Genomic DNA, 14,568 nt, shown 5'->3' with positions numbered 1-14,568 from the left:
CACACTTCTTGATCATGATCATCCCCCTTATCCCGGCCTGAGGCCGGTCCAGGCACACTGGGAGCATGACGAATGGCGCACCGCCTCCCATCCGCCCTGCCAGACCCCGGCGCTCCGGGCCTCTGAGGTATCTGCCGCTCGGCGTCGCCGCGTGGCTGGTCCTGGAGATCTGGCTGCTCACCGTCGTGGCGGGCGCCACGAGCGGCCTCGTGGTCTTCCTGCTCCTGGTGGGCGGCCTGCTGCTCGGCTCCGCGGTGATGAAGCGGGCGGGGCGCCGGGCGTTCCGCAAGCTCCAGGAGGCGGTGCAACAGCAGCAGAGCGGCATGGCTCCCACCGAGGAGCGCCGGGGCGGTGGCGGCGCCCTGACGATGCTGGGCGGCCTGCTGATCATCCTGCCGGGGCTGATCTCGGACGCCCTGGGGCTGATCCTGCTGGTGCCGCCGGTCCAGAAGGCGCTGGGGCGGTATGCGGAGCGCACTCTGGAGCGCAAGGTCCGCGAGGCGACGCCCGGCGGTTTCGGGGACGCCTTCCAGCAGGCCCGGATGCACCGCCCCGACGGCAAGGTCGTCCCCGGTGAGGTCATCAAGGACGACGAGCCGCCGCGCGGACCGCGCCCGGACGACCCGCAGCTCCCGCGCTGAGGCCTTTCGCGTGCCCGGAGGCACGCGAAAGAGGTCCGGGGCCACTGCTCAGCAGTGGCCCCGGACCTCTTTGATGCGCTTGATGCGTGGTGCGGTTGTGCGCCGGGTCCGTTGTCAGGCGGACTTGCGGCTGTCCCGCGGATGCACCGCGATGTTCATGGCGCCGGACCGGAGAACCGCCAGGCGCTCCTCCAGGACCTCCTCGAGTTCTTCTCGAGTACGCCGCTCCATGAGCATGTCCCAGTGCGTACGCGCCGGCTTGCCCTTCTTCTCCTCAGGTCCGTCGCCGTCCACCAGGAGTGCCTGGGCCCCGCAGACCTTGCACTCCCACTCCGGCGGGATCTCCGCCTCGACCGAGAACGGCATCTCGAAACGATGTCCGTTCTGGCATGCGTACTCCACGGCCTGGCGCGGAGCCAGGTCGATGCCGCGGTCGGTCTCGTAGCTTGTCACCACGAGGCGCGTGCCGCGAAGAGCTCGCTCACTCATGAATCGTGCCTCCCGGGCTTGTCGCCCACAGGACAGGTGTCGCTGTCGTCGTCATCCGGTCAACGTCCGGTCGGCGGTAAAGATTCCCGTTAAGGGTCATGCGTCGCCGTCGTATGCCGCCCCTTGTTGTACCCACCAGTGCCCGGTTTGTCACCTCTGGCAGCAGATGTCACCCAGCGTTCTTGACACTTAAGCTCGCAGTAACGGTCCGCCTGGCAGGCCAAACGCGTACACTACCGGCCTTTGGCCTCAGTTGCTAAATCCGCTCGGGTACGGGGTTCCCCGCGTCGCGCACCGCACGCCGTACCGGCACCCTCGCGAGCAGGGCGAAACCCAGCAGGAAGAAGACCACGAGGGAGACGATCGCGTCCCGGTAGCTCCCCGTGAGCTGGTAGGTGAGTCCGAAGATCAGGGGCCCGAGCCAGGCCATGCCGCGGTCGCTGATCTCGTACGCGGAGAAGTACTCGGCCTCCTTGCCGCGCGGGACCAGGTGCGAGAAGAGCGAACGGGAGAGCGCCTGGGTGCCCCCGAGCACAAGTCCGATTCCGGCGGCCAGGACGAAGAACCAGACGGGCGCCCCCGCCGGCAGGAAATACCCGGCCCCGATCGTCACCGTCCAGGCGAGGAGGGAGCCGAGGATGGTCTTCTTGGCGCCGTGGGTCCGCGCGATCCTGCCCATGGTGAGCGCCCCGGCGACCGCGAGGACCTGCACGAGCAGGACCGCGACGATCAGCGTGGACTGGCTGAGCCCCAGTTCCTCGGAGCCGTAGACGGACGCCTGCGAGATCACCGTCTGCACGCCGTCGTTGTAGACCAGGTAGGCCAGCAGGAACGCGAGTGTGTGGGGGTGGCGCCGCATGTCCCGCACCGTCGACACGAGCTGCCGCAGCCCTCCGCGCGCGGCGGACTCCGACGGCGCGGCCCGCCGGTCCCGCAGCCGCCCCAGGGGTACGAGGGTGAAGGCGCCCCACCACACGCCCGCCGCTGCCAGGCAGATGCGGACCGCCGTGCCCTCCGAGACGCCGAAGGTGTCGTGGGCCAGGAACAGCACCAGGTTCGCCACCAGGACGAGCGCACCCGCGGCGTAGCCGAAGGCCCAGCCGCGCGAGGAGACCGCGTCCCGTTCGTGGGGGAGGGCTATCTGCGGCAGGTAGGAGTTGTAGAGCACCATCGAGACGGCGAGCGAGGCGTTGGCGACGATCAGCAGGAAGCCGCCCAGGAGATAGCGGTCGCCGTCCAGGAAGAACATGCCCGTCGTCGCGGCGGCACCCAGATAGGCGGCGACCGCCAGGAGCGGCTTCTTGCGGCCGCCGCGGTCGGCGGAAGCGGCCGCCACCGGCATCACGAAGACCGACACCAGCACGGACGCGGAGACGGTGTACGCGAAAAACGATCCGGCGCTGACCGGGATGCCCAGCGGGTGGACGTACCCGTCGGGGTCGGCGGCCGCCTTGGCGATCTCCGTGAGGTAGGGCCCGAGGAACACCGTCAGGACGCTCGTGGAGTAGACCGAGCACGCCCAGTCGTACACGTACCAGCCCTGCTGCTCGCGCCGTCGTCCGGCGCTCTCGGCCGCCGCCTCCCGCGCGGTGTCGGTGCTCACCCATGACCTCGCTGTTCCCCGTGGTGTGCCGCCCTTGCGGCGGTCAGACCCAGGTCCCCCGGTCCTTCAGCACCTCGCGCAGCGTCTCGATGTGATCGGAAACTATGCCATCCACGCCCAGGTCCAGAAGGGCGGCCATCCGCTCGGCGTCGTTCACCGTCCACACGTGCACCTGCAACCCGCGCGCGTGGGCCGCGCGGACGAAGCGGCGGTCGACCACGCGGATCCCCGCGTGCGTCTCGGGCACCTGCGCGCAGATCGCCGAGCGGTGCGGGGCGACGGGGACGCCGTACGAGAGCAGGCGCAGCGCCGCCACGCCACGGGTGCCCAGCGAGGTGGCGAGGCGCGGGCCCGCGATGCGCCGGGCCCTGGCCACCCGGGCCTCGGAGAACGAGCCGACGCAGACGCGGTCCCAGGTGTCGGTGCGGCGGAGCAGTTCGAGGAGTGGCAGGAGCGCGGGCTCCGCCTTCACGTCCACGTTCCAGCGCACCTCCGGGAACTCTTCGAGCAGGTCCTCGAAGAGGGGCACCGGTTCCTGGCCGGCCACGCGCGCGCGTCGCACCTCGCTCCAGGGCAGGTCGATGATGCGTCCCGCGGCGTCCGTCACACGGTCCAGCGTCTCGTCGTGGAAGGCCAGGAGGCGGCCGTCGGACGTGGCGTGCACATCCGTCTCGATGTAGCGGTAGCCCAGCCCGACCGCCCGCCGGAAGGCGGCCGCGGTGTTCTCCAGGCCGTCCGCGGCGCCCCCGCGGTGGGCGAGGGCGAGCGGCCCCGGGTGATCGAGGTAAGGGTGGCGTACGCGCGAGGTCACGGCTGAAGTATCGCGCGCTCCGGAGGCCCTCCTGAGGCCGCCACATGTCCGGCGGCCGGCGAGGGCAGGGCGAAGAGGCGCAGGAAGTACTGGGCGAGCGGGCCGATCGACAGGGCATAGAGGACCGTGCCGACGCCGACGGTGCCGCCGAGCGCGAAGCCGGTGGCGACGACGGCCACCTCGATCGCGGTCCGGATCAGCCGGACCGAGCGGCCGGTGCGCGCGTGCAGGCCCGTCATGAGGCCGTCCCGGGGCCCCGGACCGAAGGCGGCGGAGATGTAGAGCCCGGTCGCCACACCGTTGAGGAGGACTCCGGCGGCCATCAGCGGGACGCGGACGGGAAGCGTGTGGGCGTCCGGCAGCAGCGCCAGGGCGGCGTCCATCGCCAGACCGCAGACGACGACGTTCGAGACCGTGCCGAGGCCGGGCCGCTGGCGCAGCGGGATCCACAGGAGGAGCACGGCCGCGCCCACCACGATCGACACGACGCCGATGGAGCGGCCGGTCAGCTCCGCCAGGCCCTGGTTGAGCACGTTCCACGGCTCGGGCCCGAAGCCCGCCTCGATCATCAGCGCGGAACTCACGCCGTACAGGGCGAGGCCCCCGTAGAGCTGGACCAGCCGTCGGGGAAGGAGGGACCGCGGATGGGGCGCGCTACGGGGTCTCGGAGCGGGCTGCGTACCGGGCCGCGTGCGGGGCTTCGTAGTGGACTTCCTGCTGGGCAAGGAAAGCTCCCCCTGTGGTGCTGGTGGTCGGACACGTGACACCCTGTGGCGTGGAAGCAGGCCGCAACCATGGCCAATTCCGGGAAGGTGGACCGGTCATCATGGCTCAGTGGACTTCGGCGATGGGCTCGACGCAGCTCGCCAGGCTCCTCGCCTCCCAGCAGGCCAGGCCGAGCGGCACGGGCACGCGCCGGCCGCCCGCCTACCGGGCCCTGGCCGACGGTATCCGACTGCTCGTCCTCGAAGGCCGCGTCCCGGTCGCCGCCCGCCTGCCCGCCGAGCGGGAGCTCGCCGTGGCCCTCGCCGTCAGCCGCACCACCGTCGCCGCCGCCTACGAGGCGCTGCGCACCGAGGGGTTCCTGGAGTCCCGCAGGGGAGCGGGGAGCTGGACGGCCGTCCCCGCAGGGAACCCGCTGCCCGCGCGCGGCCTGGAACCGCTGCCGCCCGAGGCGCTCGGCTCCATGATCGACCTGGGCTGCGCCGCACTGCCCGCGCCCGAGCCCTGGCTCACCCGTGCCGTCCAGGGCGCCCTCGAAGCGCTCCCGCCGTACGCGCACACGCACGGCGACTACCCCGCCGGGCTGCCCGCGCTGCGCGAGATGCTCGCCGAGGGCTACACCGCGCGCGGGATCCCGACCATGCCCGAGCAGATCATGGTGACCACGGGCGCGATGGGCGCCATCGACGCCATCTGCCATCTCTTCGCAGGGCGCGGCGAACGCATCGCCGTCGAATCCCCCTCGTACGCCAACATCCTCCAGCTCATGCGCGAGGCCGGGGCGAGGCTCGTCCCCGTGGCCATGGCCGAGGGGCTGACCGGCTGGGACATGGGCCGCTGGCGGCAGATCCTGCGCGACGCCGCGCCCCGGCTCGCGTACGTCGTCGCCGACTTCCACAACCCCACCGGTGCGCTCGCCGACGAGGACCAACGCCGGCAGCTCGTCGAAGCCGCCCGCTCGGCGGGCACGGTCCTCGTCGTCGACGAGACGATGAGCGAGCTGGGGCTCGACGCGGACCTGGACATGCCGCGCCCCGTCTGCGGGTTCGACCCGGCGGGCTCCACGGTCATCACGGTCGGCTCGGCGAGCAAGGCGTTCTGGGCGGGGATGCGCATCGGCTGGGTGCGGGCCGCCCCCGACGTGATCCGCAGCCTCGTCGCCGCCCGCGCCTACGCCGACCTCGGCACCCCCGTGCTCGAACAGCTCGCCGTGAACTGGCTCCTGAACACCGGCGGCTGGCAGTCCGCCGTCACCCTGCGCAAGGACCAGGCCAGGGAGAACCGTGACGCGCTGGTCGCCGCCGTCCGCCGCGAGCTGCCCGACTGGGAGTTCGAGGTGCCGCGCGGCGGCCTGACGCTCTGGGTGCGCACCGGGGGGCTCTCCGGGTCACGCCTCGCCGAAGTGGGCGAGCGCGTCGGCGTGCGGGTGCCGTCGGGGCCGCGCTTCGGGGTCGACGGCGCCTTCGAGGGGTACGTACGACTGCCGTTCACCGTGGGCGGCGCGGTGGCCGACGAGGCCGCGGTGCGGCTCGCCGCGGCGGCCCGCCTGGTGGAGAGCGGCGCCGGCGCCGGCACCCAGGCCACACACTCCTTCGTCGCCTGACGCCCTGGCGGCTCAGCCCTCCGCGGGCGCCGGCCGCGTCTCGGGGGCCGTGGCGTCCACCGCGGGGGCGGCCTTGGCCGGGGCGTTCCTCGGCGGGAGCAGGTCCATGACCGCCCGGCGGTGCGTCTCGCTCGTGGCGTCGTCGTAGGGGTCGGGCGTGGCGGGCACCTGGAGGCGGTGCACCGGCCCCGTGCCGAGTCGCGCGTAGCCCCGGCCCGGCGGGACGTCCGGGGTGGGGGTCGTGTGCGGTGGCGTGCCGAGGACTTCCGCGAGCTGGTACGGAACGGCGGGCCCGAGCACCACACGCGCGCGTGTGTGCTGCCGTACGGCGTCGCTCAGGGCGTCCAGGCAGTCGAGCTGGTCGGCCACCACGACCGTCACGTTGGCCGCCCTGCCGTGTCGCAGGGGGACGTGGAGCAGCGACTGCGGGTCGTCGCGGCCGTCGGCAGCGGCGAGGTGGCCGAGCGCGCTCGGGCGGTCCACGAGCAGCCACAGGGGGCGCTTGATGTCCTCGGGCTGCGGATGGCCCGCCTGCCGGGCGCGGTTGGCGGCGATGAGCCTGCGCTCGGTCTCGTGCGCCGCCCATTCCAGGCTCGCCCGCGCCCCGGCGAGGCCGCACTCGATGGCGAGCACCCCGTCGCGGCCCGCCAGGCACGCGTAGTCGCCGGTGCCACCGCCCTCGACGATCAGGACGTCGCCGTACCTGAGCGCCTGGAGGGCGATGGACCGCAGCAGCGTCGTGGCGCCGCTGCCCGGCCGGCCCGCGATCAGCAGATGGGGCTCGGTGGAGCGGATGCCGGTGCGCCACACGACGGGGGGCATGTCGCGTGTGCCGTCGCCGTCGGCCACCGGGAGGGTGCGCTGCACGCCGGTCTCGTCGGTGAAGCCGAGGACGGTCTCGCCGGGGGCGGTGACGAAGCGCTGGGCCGCGATGTCGGTGGGCAGCGGCGCCAGGACGGTGACCGTCAGTTCGTTGGCCTCCTCGTCCCACGCGAAGTGGTACTCGCGTCCGCGGCCCGCCTTCGCGTGCAGCAACGCCTCCACGCGCGCGCGGGACTCCAGGTCGCCGTCCGCGAAGTACGCGGGATAGCGCACGCCGAGGCAGCGGACGCGGCCGGTGTCGTCGAAGTCGTACGAGATGAGGGCCGCCTCCCAGTCGCCGCCGTGGGCGTAGAGCGGGGCGGGGTCCTCGGGGACGGAGAAGTGGGGCACGAGCGCTTCGTAGAGGGACTGGAGCCGCTGCGCCTGTGCGTCGTCGGGGCCCTCCGGAACGGGTTCGGTGCGCTCGCGGCCCGCCCAGGCGGCCGCTCCCATCAGGCAGACCAGGGCCAGCATGCCCCCGTAGGGCACGAGGGCCACCACGAGGACCACGGAGGCGGCCATGAACAGCAGGGGTCCGCGCTTGTCCTTGGGCGTGTCCGTCCACTTGCGCCGCCCGGCCCCGGCGAGGCGGCGCAGCCCACGGGTGATCGTGATCAGCGGGTGGAGGACGTCGGTGGCGCTGTCGGCGGCCGACCGTGCCAGCTCCCGGCCGCGCGCGATGGACGCGGTGCCGTTGCTCGGAATGCGGGGGAGTGGGCGCCTGGCCACGTCTGTCTCCTGGAGGTGCGTACGAGGGGCGGGGCGGTCAGAACTTGATCCCGCCGAGGAGGCTCGCCAGGCTCGCGCCGCTGGCCTTGATGCTCGGCGCGAGGGCGGTGCCGGCGAGGTAGAAGCCGAAGAGGGCGCAGACCAGGGCGTGGGAGGCCTTGAGTCCGTCCTTGCGGAAGAAGAGGAAGACGATGATTCCGAGCAGCACGACACCTGAGATGGACAGGATCATGAGCGTTCTCCTGGTCGAGGGGACAGTCACCATGAGTTGTTCCAGGCTCACAGCATGTATCCATACGACAAAAGGTGCAAATGAGTGAAATCACCACGATTTCGCTCGAACGGCGGAGGGCCCCAGGGCCACTCGTGAGCAGGTCAGGCCATCCGTGGCGGTGGTCACGGCCGCTGCCCCGGCCGGACCGCGCCATGAGCCCGCGAGGGCAGTACCCTGTCGATTCACTCGTACGGCTGCACTCGCAGCGCACCCAGAAAGGCGGACGCCCCCATGAGCGAAGCCCATGACCCCGAGGTCGTGGAGCTGGCGACCAAGATCTTTGATCTGGCCCGCCACGGCGACACCGCGGCGCTCGCGGCATACGTCGACGCCGGTGTCCCGGCGAACCTCACCAATGACAGCGGCGACACCCTGGTGATGCTCGCCGCCTACCACGGGCACGCCGAGGCCGTCCGGGCGCTCCTGGAGCGCGGCGGCGACGCCAACCGCGCCAACGACCGGGGACAGACGCCGCTCGCCGGGGCCGTCTTCAAGGGCGAGAACGAGGTGATCCGGGCTCTCCTCGACGGCGGCGCCGATCCGGCCGCGGGCACGCCGTCGGCGATCGACACCGCCAGGATGTTCGCGAAGACGGAGCTGATCGAGCTGTTCGGGGCCGCCTGAGCGGGTACCTGACCAGCAACGACGGGGGCGCAGGAAATGTGGTCGCGGCGGGCACGACCGCCGGGTCATCATGACGACGTGATTCACGGACGCGACGGCGGGGCAGGTTCTGCCGCACCGCGTGGGCCGTGAGCGGCCCGCCCCCGGACCTCCCGTCCGGGACCCATGGGGCCACCGACGAGAGGCAGAGGAAAATGGTCTTCGACAAGCAAGAGACCGCGGGCGGCCCGACGTGTTGGCGCACGGCCAGGTAATGCGAGATTCCCGGTTGCGTCGACGCTTGATGTGAGGCTGTTTCCCATGTTCGATCCGGTCATAGCGCCCAGCGGTACGCTGCTCGGCCTGTTGCAGCGGGGCCGCGGCGACGGCACCCTGCACGCCCTCACGGCACCCCGGCACGAGGCGCTCGCCGCCATCGACCACTGCGTGCTGAACGATCCACGCCACGACTGGCAGGTGGAGAACCGTTCGTTGTACTACGCACGGCTCTACCTCGACCTCAACGGCGGGCTCGGCGAGATCGAGCGGCACCTCTTCGACGCCGAGGACATCCTCGACCCCGACGACTCACGGACCGGGCTCGCCCTGGCGGTCCTCGGCCACCTCGCCTCCTACGGCCGCGACGACGCCCTGGAACTCCTGCGCCGGTACGCGCGCTCCGGGGCCAACTGGGCCTGGGCCCTCGACGAGCTCGCCCTGCGGGACGACGACGCGGGCCTGCGCGCCCTCGCCGCCCCCGTGCTCGCCAGGTTCCCCGCCGACGCGGAGGGCGAGGCCGAGCTGGCCGCCGTCGTCCGCGACGCCTACGAACCGCGCCCCTGGCGGCTCTGGGAAGAAGACCCGCGCCCCGGCATCGGTGCCCGCGTGCGAGCCGCGCGGGAGCAGGGCTCCTTCGACCGCTGGCAGCGCCAGATGCGGCCGTCCGGGCCACGCCCCGGCTGGAGCGTCCAGGCCGTCTTCGACTGGGCCCAGGAGGGTCTTGAGCGCGGAGCCGTGCTGCACGTGCCGGCCGCCCGCTGCCTGTCCGCCGTCGCGGGGCCCGACGACAGGACCGAGATCATCGAGGCCGCCCGCGGCGGCTCCGACGGGGCCCGCGGCACCGCCCTGCGCTATCTGGCCGACGCCCAGGACCCGGCCGTCCTCGACCTCATCGAGTACGCCGTGGAGGACTCCTCCCGGGTCGTGGTGGACGCCGCCCTTGAGGCCTTCGAACGGATGCGGAGCGTCGCCGCCGTCGAGCGCGCCCGACGCTGGGCCTACCGGCCGGACGAGCTCGGGGCCGCCGCGGGGCGCGTGCTCGCCTGCCGGGGCGGGGCACAGGACAGCAAGCCGGTCCTCGCCGCGCTGCGCGAGGCGGTCAGGGGCGAGGGCCCCGACGCGCCGACGCTGTGGAGCCTCGTCGACGGCGCGGGACGCCTCGGCATCGCCTGCGCGGCCCCCGTGCTGCGCCACGTCTACCGCGAGACCGCCTCCTCCCACCTCCGGGGCCGCGCCGCCCGCGCGCTCGCCGCCACCGATCCCTCCTTCGCCGCCGGATTCGCCGTCGAGTGCCTCTGGGACTGCGAGGAGTCCACCCGCGAGGTCGCCGCGCGGCACGCCGAGACCGGTGACGCCCGCGTGGTCAACCGCCTCCGCAGGCTCGCGGCCGACCCCGCCGAGGAGGACGAGGTACAGACCGCGGTCCGGAGCCGGATCGGCCCGGACGCGCCCGCCGTGTAGCCGGATCAGCGGCGGCCGACGCGGACGAAGCGCACCGGCGTCCCCGGTGGCGCCTGGGCCGCCGCCGCGAGGTCCGGCTCGCGGACGACCGCGACGACCGGGTAGCCCCCGGTGGTGGGGTGGTCGGCGAGGAAGACGACGGGCCTGCCGTCGGGCGGCACCTGCACGGCGCCGAGGACCATGCCCTCGCTCGGCAGCTCGCCCTCGGCGGCGCGCTCCAGGGCCGGCCCCTCGGTGCGCAGGCCGATGCGGTTGCTCGCCGACGACACGCGGTACGCGCGCGTGGTCAGCGTTCTCAGCGCCGCCGCCGTGAACCAGTCCGCCCGCGGCCCGAGCGTCACCGCGAGCACCAGCTCCCCGGGGGGCGCGGGCTGCGGAGCGGCGTCCACGCGTGCGTGCGTGCCGCTCGGGTCGCCGAGCGGCAGTACGGCGCCCGTCGCGAGCGGCGGCGGGCCGAGCCCGGAGAGCAGGTCCGTCGAGCGGCTGCCGAGTACGGGATCGGCGGCCACGCCCCCGTCGAACGCGACGTAGCTCCGTACTCCGGAGACGACGGAACCGACGTTCACGAGCGCCCCGGCCGGCACCCGCAGCGGCGCTCCCCAGGGAGCAGGGCGGCCGTCCACGGTCACCGGGCAGGGGGCGCCGCCGACCGCGACCGTCACGGGGCGGCGGGGGCGTACGGCACAGCCGTCGAGGGTGGTCTCCAGGACGGCGGCCTCGGGGTCGTTGCCCACCAGGCGGTTCACCAGGCGCGCCGCCGGCCGGTCGAGGGCTCCCGAGCGGGGCACCCCGAGGTGGGCGTGGCCGGGGCGTCCGCGGTCCTGCACGGTGGTCAGGGCCCCGGGCCGCACGACGACGAAGGCACGGTCGGTCATGGGCCCTCCGGTGCGCCGACCGCGACGAAGCGGACGCGCACGCCGGGGGAGAGCAGGGCCGCGGGCACGCGCGCATGATCCCACAGCACGACGTCCGTCGAACCGATCAGTTGCCAGCCGCCGGGCGAGGCGCGCGGGTAGACGCCCGTGTACGGTCCGGCGAGCGCGACGCTGCCGCGCGGGACGGTGGTGCGGGGCGTGGCACGGCGGGGCACTTCGTAGCGTTCGGCGAGCCCGGTCAGATAGCCGAAGCCGGGCGCGAACCCGCAGAAGGCGACGCGGAACCGGGCCGCCGAGTGGATGCGTGCCACCTCCGGCACGTCCACGCCCCAGTGCGCCGCCACGTCGGCGAGGTCAGGGCCGTCATAGCGCACCGGGATCTCCAGGACGGCGCCCTCGCGCGGGGACAGCGGCGGGATCTCCCAGTGCGGCAGCTCGGCCTGGACGCGCGCGGGCTCGTCGAGGCCGTCGAGCAGCACCGTGCGCGCCGCGGGCACGATCTCCCGCACCCTGAGGGCCCCCGTGGCCCTGCGGCGCAGCAGCTCGGCGTGGAGTGCCTGGGCCTCGGCCCCGTCGGCCAGTTCGACCAGCAGGGCGTGCTCGCCCACCGGCAGGGCTCTCATACGAAGGCCTCCACGCGGACGCCCGCCGACTCCAGGCGCGAGCGCACGCGCCGGGCCAGGTCCACGGCTCCCGGGGTGTCGCCGTGCAGGCACAGCGACCGCGCGCGGACCGCGATCTCGCGCCCCGAGAGGGAGGTGACGACGCCGGGCCCGGCCATGCCGAGGGAGCGTTCGACGACGGCGTCCGCGTCCGTGATCACCGCGCCCTCGCTGCCGCGCGGGACCAGGGTGCCCTCGTCGGTGTAGGCGCGGTCCGCGAACGCCTCGGTGACGACCGGGAGACCGGCCTCGGCCGCCGCCTTCAGGAGGCGTGAACCGGGCAGCCCCAGGAGGGGCATCGAGTCATTCGCGAGGAGGACGCCCTCGACGACGGCGCCCGCCTGGTCCTCGTCATGGACGACGCGGTTGTAGAGCGCGCCGTGCGGCTTGACGTACGACACGCGCGTGCCCGCCGCCCGCGCGAACACCTCCAGGGCGCCGATCTGGTACGCCACTTCGGCCGCGAGCTCGGCGGCCGGCACGTCCATCGCGCGCCGGCCGAAGCCCGCCAGGTCGCGGTAGGAGACCTGCGCCCCGATCCGTACTCCGCGCTCGGCGGCGCGCTCGCACACCCGGCGCATGGTGGCCGGGTCGCCCGCGTGGAAGCCGCAGGCCACGTTGGCGCTGGTGACGACGGACAGCAGCTCTTCGTCGTCGGTCAGGTGCCAGCGGCCGAAGCCCTCGCCGAGATCGGCGTTGAGGTCGATGGAAGGGGTGCTCATACGGGTAAGTCTCCTGTGGTTCTCATCGGTCACGCCACGCGGTACTGCGCGTCCCGGGCGTCGGTGACGAACATCCGGCCGGGCGCGTGCGTGATCGCGAAGGGTGGTTCGGACGCCATCACCGCGGCCTGCGGAGTCACCCCGCAGCCCCAGAAGACCGGGATGTCGCCGGACCGCAGGTCCACCGGGTCGCCGAAATCGGGCCGGTCCAGGTCGGCGATGCCGAGCCCCATGGGGTCACCGCAGTGCACCGGGCTGCCGTGCACCGCGGGCATCAGGGAGCTCTCCCTGATGGCGTCGGCCAGGTGTTCGGGCGGCACGGGCCGCATGGAGACCACCATGGGGCCGTGCAGGCGCCCGGCGGGGCGGCAGGGGCGCTCGGTCACGTACATCGGGACGTTGCGGCCCTGCTCGATGTGGCGCAGGGGGACGCCCGCGTCGGCGAGCGCCCATTCGAAGGTGAAGCTGCACCCGATCAGGAACGACACCAGGTCGGCACGCCAGTGCTCGACGACGTCGGTGGGCTCGTCGGTGAGCTTCCCGTGCTCCCATACGCGGTAGCGCGGCAGATCCGTGCGCAGATCGGCGTCCGGGGCCAGGGGTGTGGTCCAGGAACCCGCGTCCGTGACGTCGAGAACCGGGCAGGGCTTCGGGTTCCGCTGGCAGAACAGCAGCGTCTCGTACGCCCAGTCGGCGGGGACGGAGATGAGGTTGGCCTGCGTGTACCCGGCCGCGCAGCCCGCGGTGGGGCGCGTCTCGCCCGCGCGGAAGGCCGCACGGGCCTCGGCGGCGCCGCGGTACTCGGGGGCCGCGGTGTGCGTCTGTCGTGTCACAGCAGTTCCCTTCCCCGTGTCTCCGGGAGACCGAACAGCGCGACGACGGCGAGACCGTAGCCGAGGGCGCCGAAGACCAGCGCGCCGCCGACGCCCCAGCTGTCGGCGAGGAAGCCGACCATGGTGGGGAACACGGCGCCTATCGCGCGGCCGGTGTTGTACGTGAAGCCCTGTCCCGTGCCGCGCACGGCGGCCGGGTACAGCTCGCTGAGGAACGAGCCGAAGCCGCTGAAGATCGCCGACATGCAGAAGCCCAGCGGGAAACCGAGCACCAGAAGAAGGCCGTTGGCCCCGTCGGAGATGTTCGTGTACGCGAGGATGCAGGCCGCGGAGAGGAAGGCGAAGAGCGTGATGTTCCGCTTCCTGCCGAGCTTGTCGGTGAGATAGCCACCGGCCAGATAGCCGATGAAGGCGCCGGAGATCAGGAAGGCCAGATAGCCGCCGGTGCCGACGACGGTGAGGCCGCGGTCGCTCTTCAGATACGTGGGCACCCAGGTGGCCAGCGTGTAGTAGCCGCCCTGCACGCCCGTCGACAGGAGCACGGCGAAGAGGGTGACGCGCAGCAGTCCCGGCTTGAAGATGGCCGTGAACGAGCCCTTGTCGGCGCTCTTGCGCCGCTCCTCGGCGGCCTCGGGCGCGTCCTGCACGTTGCGGCGCACGTAGACGATCAGGAGGGCGGGCAGCGCGCCTGTCCAGAACATCACGCGCCAGGCGAGGTCCTCGTCGAGGAACTGGAAGACCACGGTGTAGACGATCACCGCGAGGCCCCAGCCCACGGCCCAGGAGCTCTGGATCGCGCCGAGCGTGCGGCCGCGGTTCTTGGCGGAGGTGTACTCGGCGACGAGGACCGCGCCGACCGCCCACTCGCCGCCGAAGCCGAGGCCCTGGAGGGCCCGGAAGACCAGCAGTGTCTCGTAGTTGGGCGCGAAGCCGCAGGCCACGGTGAAGACGGCGTAGGTGATGACCGTGATCATCAGTGCCTTGACCCGGCCGATGCGGTCGGCGATGACGCCCGCGATGGCGCCGCCCACGGCGGAGACCACCAGGGTCACGGTGGTGATGAGCCCGGTCTGGCCGCTGTCGAGGCCGAAGTAGGCGGCGAGCGCCACCATGCTCAGCGGCAGCGTGAAGTAGTCGTAGGAGTCGAGGGCGTAGCCGCCGAAGGCCCCGGCGAAGGCCCGGCGGCCGCGCGGGCCGAGCGCGCGCAGCCAGCCGAGGGCGCCGCTGTCGTCGGGCCGTATGTCCTTTTCGGGGCCGGTGTCCTTTCCCGGGCTGCTGTCCTTTCCCGGGCCGATGTCCTTCTCGGGGCCGATGCCGGCCGGGGCGGCCTTGGCGGGTGGGGTCGTGCTCATGGGCACCTCGCAGATGAGGGACGGAGGGTGCTGGAGCGGGTCGAGCC

Annotated in this window: 15 protein-coding genes; 4 read left to right on the top strand and 11 right to left on the bottom strand. The window is 73.1% G+C overall.

Going from position 1 to position 14,568, the window contains the following annotated elements; all coding sequences use genetic code 11:
- Positions 1–65: 65 nt before the first annotated feature.
- Positions 66–641: an FxsA family membrane protein gene (gene fxsA, locus ACRAKF_RS07880; protein WP_447036208.1), complete on the top strand. Its 576-nt coding sequence runs from the start codon at positions 66–68 to the stop codon at positions 639–641.
- 114 nt (positions 642–755) lie between these two features.
- Here the strand turns inward: fxsA and ACRAKF_RS07875 are convergent, their stop codons facing one another.
- The 4 genes from ACRAKF_RS07875 to yczE form a co-directional block, all read right to left on the bottom strand.
- The gene (locus ACRAKF_RS07875) at positions 756–1,130 is read right to left on the bottom strand and encodes an RNA polymerase-binding protein RbpA (RefSeq protein WP_030360404.1); all 375 of its coding nucleotides are present in this window, start codon (positions 1,128–1,130) and stop codon (positions 756–758) included.
- A 256-nt stretch (positions 1,131–1,386) separates the two neighbouring features.
- Entirely contained in the window at positions 1,387–2,733 is a 1,347-nt protein-coding gene (locus ACRAKF_RS07870) for an MFS transporter (RefSeq protein WP_447036207.1), read from the bottom strand.
- Between the two features lie 43 nt (positions 2,734–2,776).
- Positions 2,777–3,544, bottom strand: a complete 768-nt coding sequence (locus ACRAKF_RS07865) for a glycerophosphodiester phosphodiesterase (protein ID WP_447036206.1) — start codon at positions 3,542–3,544, stop codon at positions 2,777–2,779.
- On the bottom strand, positions 3,541–4,164 hold the full coding sequence (gene yczE, locus ACRAKF_RS07860; RefSeq protein WP_447041862.1) for a membrane protein YczE: 624 nt from the start codon (positions 4,162–4,164) through the stop codon (positions 3,541–3,543). The genes ACRAKF_RS07865 and yczE overlap by 4 nt, the downstream gene beginning before the upstream one ends.
- Positions 4,165–4,370: 206 nt before the next feature.
- On the opposite strand from yczE, the gene ACRAKF_RS07855 reads away from it, so the two are divergent.
- Positions 4,371–5,870, top strand: coding sequence for an SCO1417 family MocR-like transcription factor (locus ACRAKF_RS07855; protein WP_447036205.1), 1,500 nt, complete (start codon positions 4,371–4,373; stop codon positions 5,868–5,870).
- 12 nt (positions 5,871–5,882) lie between these two features.
- Here ACRAKF_RS07855 and ACRAKF_RS07850 read toward each other — a convergent pair whose 3' ends face one another.
- Both ACRAKF_RS07850 and ACRAKF_RS07845 read right to left on the bottom strand, forming a co-directional pair.
- Positions 5,883–7,460, bottom strand: coding sequence for a hypothetical protein (locus tag ACRAKF_RS07850; protein WP_447036204.1), 1,578 nt, complete (start codon positions 7,458–7,460; stop codon positions 5,883–5,885).
- Between the two features lie 37 nt (positions 7,461–7,497).
- A complete protein-coding gene (locus tag ACRAKF_RS07845) occupies positions 7,498–7,692 on the bottom strand; it encodes a hypothetical protein (RefSeq protein ID WP_062779671.1) in 195 nt (64 codons plus the stop codon).
- 273 nt (positions 7,693–7,965) lie between these two features.
- Here ACRAKF_RS07845 and ACRAKF_RS07840 point away from each other — a divergent pair, with 273 nt between their 5' ends.
- Positions 7,966–8,358 (top strand): ankyrin repeat domain-containing protein, encoded by a 393-nt coding sequence (locus ACRAKF_RS07840; RefSeq protein ID WP_447036203.1) that lies wholly within the window; start codon positions 7,966–7,968, stop codon positions 8,356–8,358.
- Between the two features lie 300 nt (positions 8,359–8,658).
- On the top strand, positions 8,659–10,077 hold the full coding sequence (locus ACRAKF_RS07835; RefSeq protein ID WP_447036202.1) for a HEAT repeat domain-containing protein: 1,419 nt from the start codon (positions 8,659–8,661) through the stop codon (positions 10,075–10,077).
- A 5-nt stretch (positions 10,078–10,082) separates the two neighbouring features.
- Here ACRAKF_RS07835 and ACRAKF_RS07830 read toward each other — a convergent pair whose 3' ends face one another.
- The 5 genes from ACRAKF_RS07830 to ACRAKF_RS07810 are packed head-to-tail and all read right to left on the bottom strand — an operon-like array spanning position 10,083 to position 14,521.
- The gene (locus tag ACRAKF_RS07830; protein WP_447036201.1) at positions 10,083–10,952 is read right to left on the bottom strand and encodes a 5-oxoprolinase subunit C family protein; all 870 of its coding nucleotides are present in this window, start codon (positions 10,950–10,952) and stop codon (positions 10,083–10,085) included.
- Positions 10,949–11,575 carry a 5-oxoprolinase subunit B family protein gene (locus ACRAKF_RS07825; RefSeq protein WP_447036200.1) on the bottom strand — a complete coding sequence of 209 codons (627 nt, stop codon included), beginning with the start codon at positions 11,573–11,575 and terminating at the stop codon, positions 10,949–10,951. The genes ACRAKF_RS07830 and ACRAKF_RS07825 overlap by 4 nt, the downstream gene beginning before the upstream one ends.
- Positions 11,572–12,336 (bottom strand): LamB/YcsF family protein, encoded by a 765-nt coding sequence (locus ACRAKF_RS07820; protein ID WP_447036198.1) that lies wholly within the window; start codon positions 12,334–12,336, stop codon positions 11,572–11,574. Before ACRAKF_RS07820 ends, ACRAKF_RS07825 begins: the two co-directional genes overlap by 4 nt.
- Positions 12,337–12,365: 29 nt before the next feature.
- On the bottom strand, positions 12,366–13,169 hold the full coding sequence (locus tag ACRAKF_RS07815; protein ID WP_447036197.1) for a putative hydro-lyase: 804 nt from the start codon (positions 13,167–13,169) through the stop codon (positions 12,366–12,368).
- Entirely contained in the window at positions 13,166–14,521 is a 1,356-nt protein-coding gene (locus ACRAKF_RS07810) for an MFS transporter (protein WP_447041861.1), read from the bottom strand. The genes ACRAKF_RS07815 and ACRAKF_RS07810 overlap by 4 nt, the downstream gene beginning before the upstream one ends.
- Between the last annotated feature and the right edge of the window lie 47 nt (positions 14,522–14,568).

The organism is Streptomyces sp. DSM 118878, assembly GCF_052936595.1.
Note: the sequence above shows the minus strand (reverse complement) of the source record. Positions and strands in the feature narration are given on the sequence as shown.

What these genes read in the sequence shown, in the direction of transcription:
- ACRAKF_RS07825 (WP_447036200.1), bottom strand. Translation starts at nt 11,575, where the DNA reads ATGAGAGCCCTGCCGGTGGGCGAGCACGCCCTGCTGGTCGAACTGGCC.
- ACRAKF_RS07875 (WP_030360404.1), bottom strand. Translation starts at nt 1,130, where the DNA reads ATGAGTGAGCGAGCTCTTCGCGGCACGCGCCTCGTGGTGACAAGCTAC.
- ACRAKF_RS07835 (WP_447036202.1), top strand. Translation starts at nt 8,659, where the DNA reads ATGTTCGATCCGGTCATAGCGCCCAGCGGTACGCTGCTCGGCCTGTTG.
- ACRAKF_RS07840 (WP_447036203.1), top strand. Translation starts at nt 7,966, where the DNA reads ATGAGCGAAGCCCATGACCCCGAGGTCGTGGAGCTGGCGACCAAGATC.
- ACRAKF_RS07845 (WP_062779671.1), bottom strand. Translation starts at nt 7,692, where the DNA reads ATGATCCTGTCCATCTCAGGTGTCGTGCTGCTCGGAATCATCGTCTTC.
- fxsA (WP_447036208.1), top strand. Translation starts at nt 66, where the DNA reads ATGACGAATGGCGCACCGCCTCCCATCCGCCCTGCCAGACCCCGGCGC.
- ACRAKF_RS07810 (WP_447041861.1), bottom strand. Translation starts at nt 14,521, where the DNA reads ATGAGCACGACCCCACCCGCCAAGGCCGCCCCGGCCGGCATCGGCCCC.
- ACRAKF_RS07830 (WP_447036201.1), bottom strand. Translation starts at nt 10,952, where the DNA reads ATGACCGACCGTGCCTTCGTCGTCGTGCGGCCCGGGGCCCTGACCACC.
- ACRAKF_RS07820 (WP_447036198.1), bottom strand. Translation starts at nt 12,336, where the DNA reads ATGAGCACCCCTTCCATCGACCTCAACGCCGATCTCGGCGAGGGCTTC.
- ACRAKF_RS07855 (WP_447036205.1), top strand. Translation starts at nt 4,371, where the DNA reads ATGGCTCAGTGGACTTCGGCGATGGGCTCGACGCAGCTCGCCAGGCTC.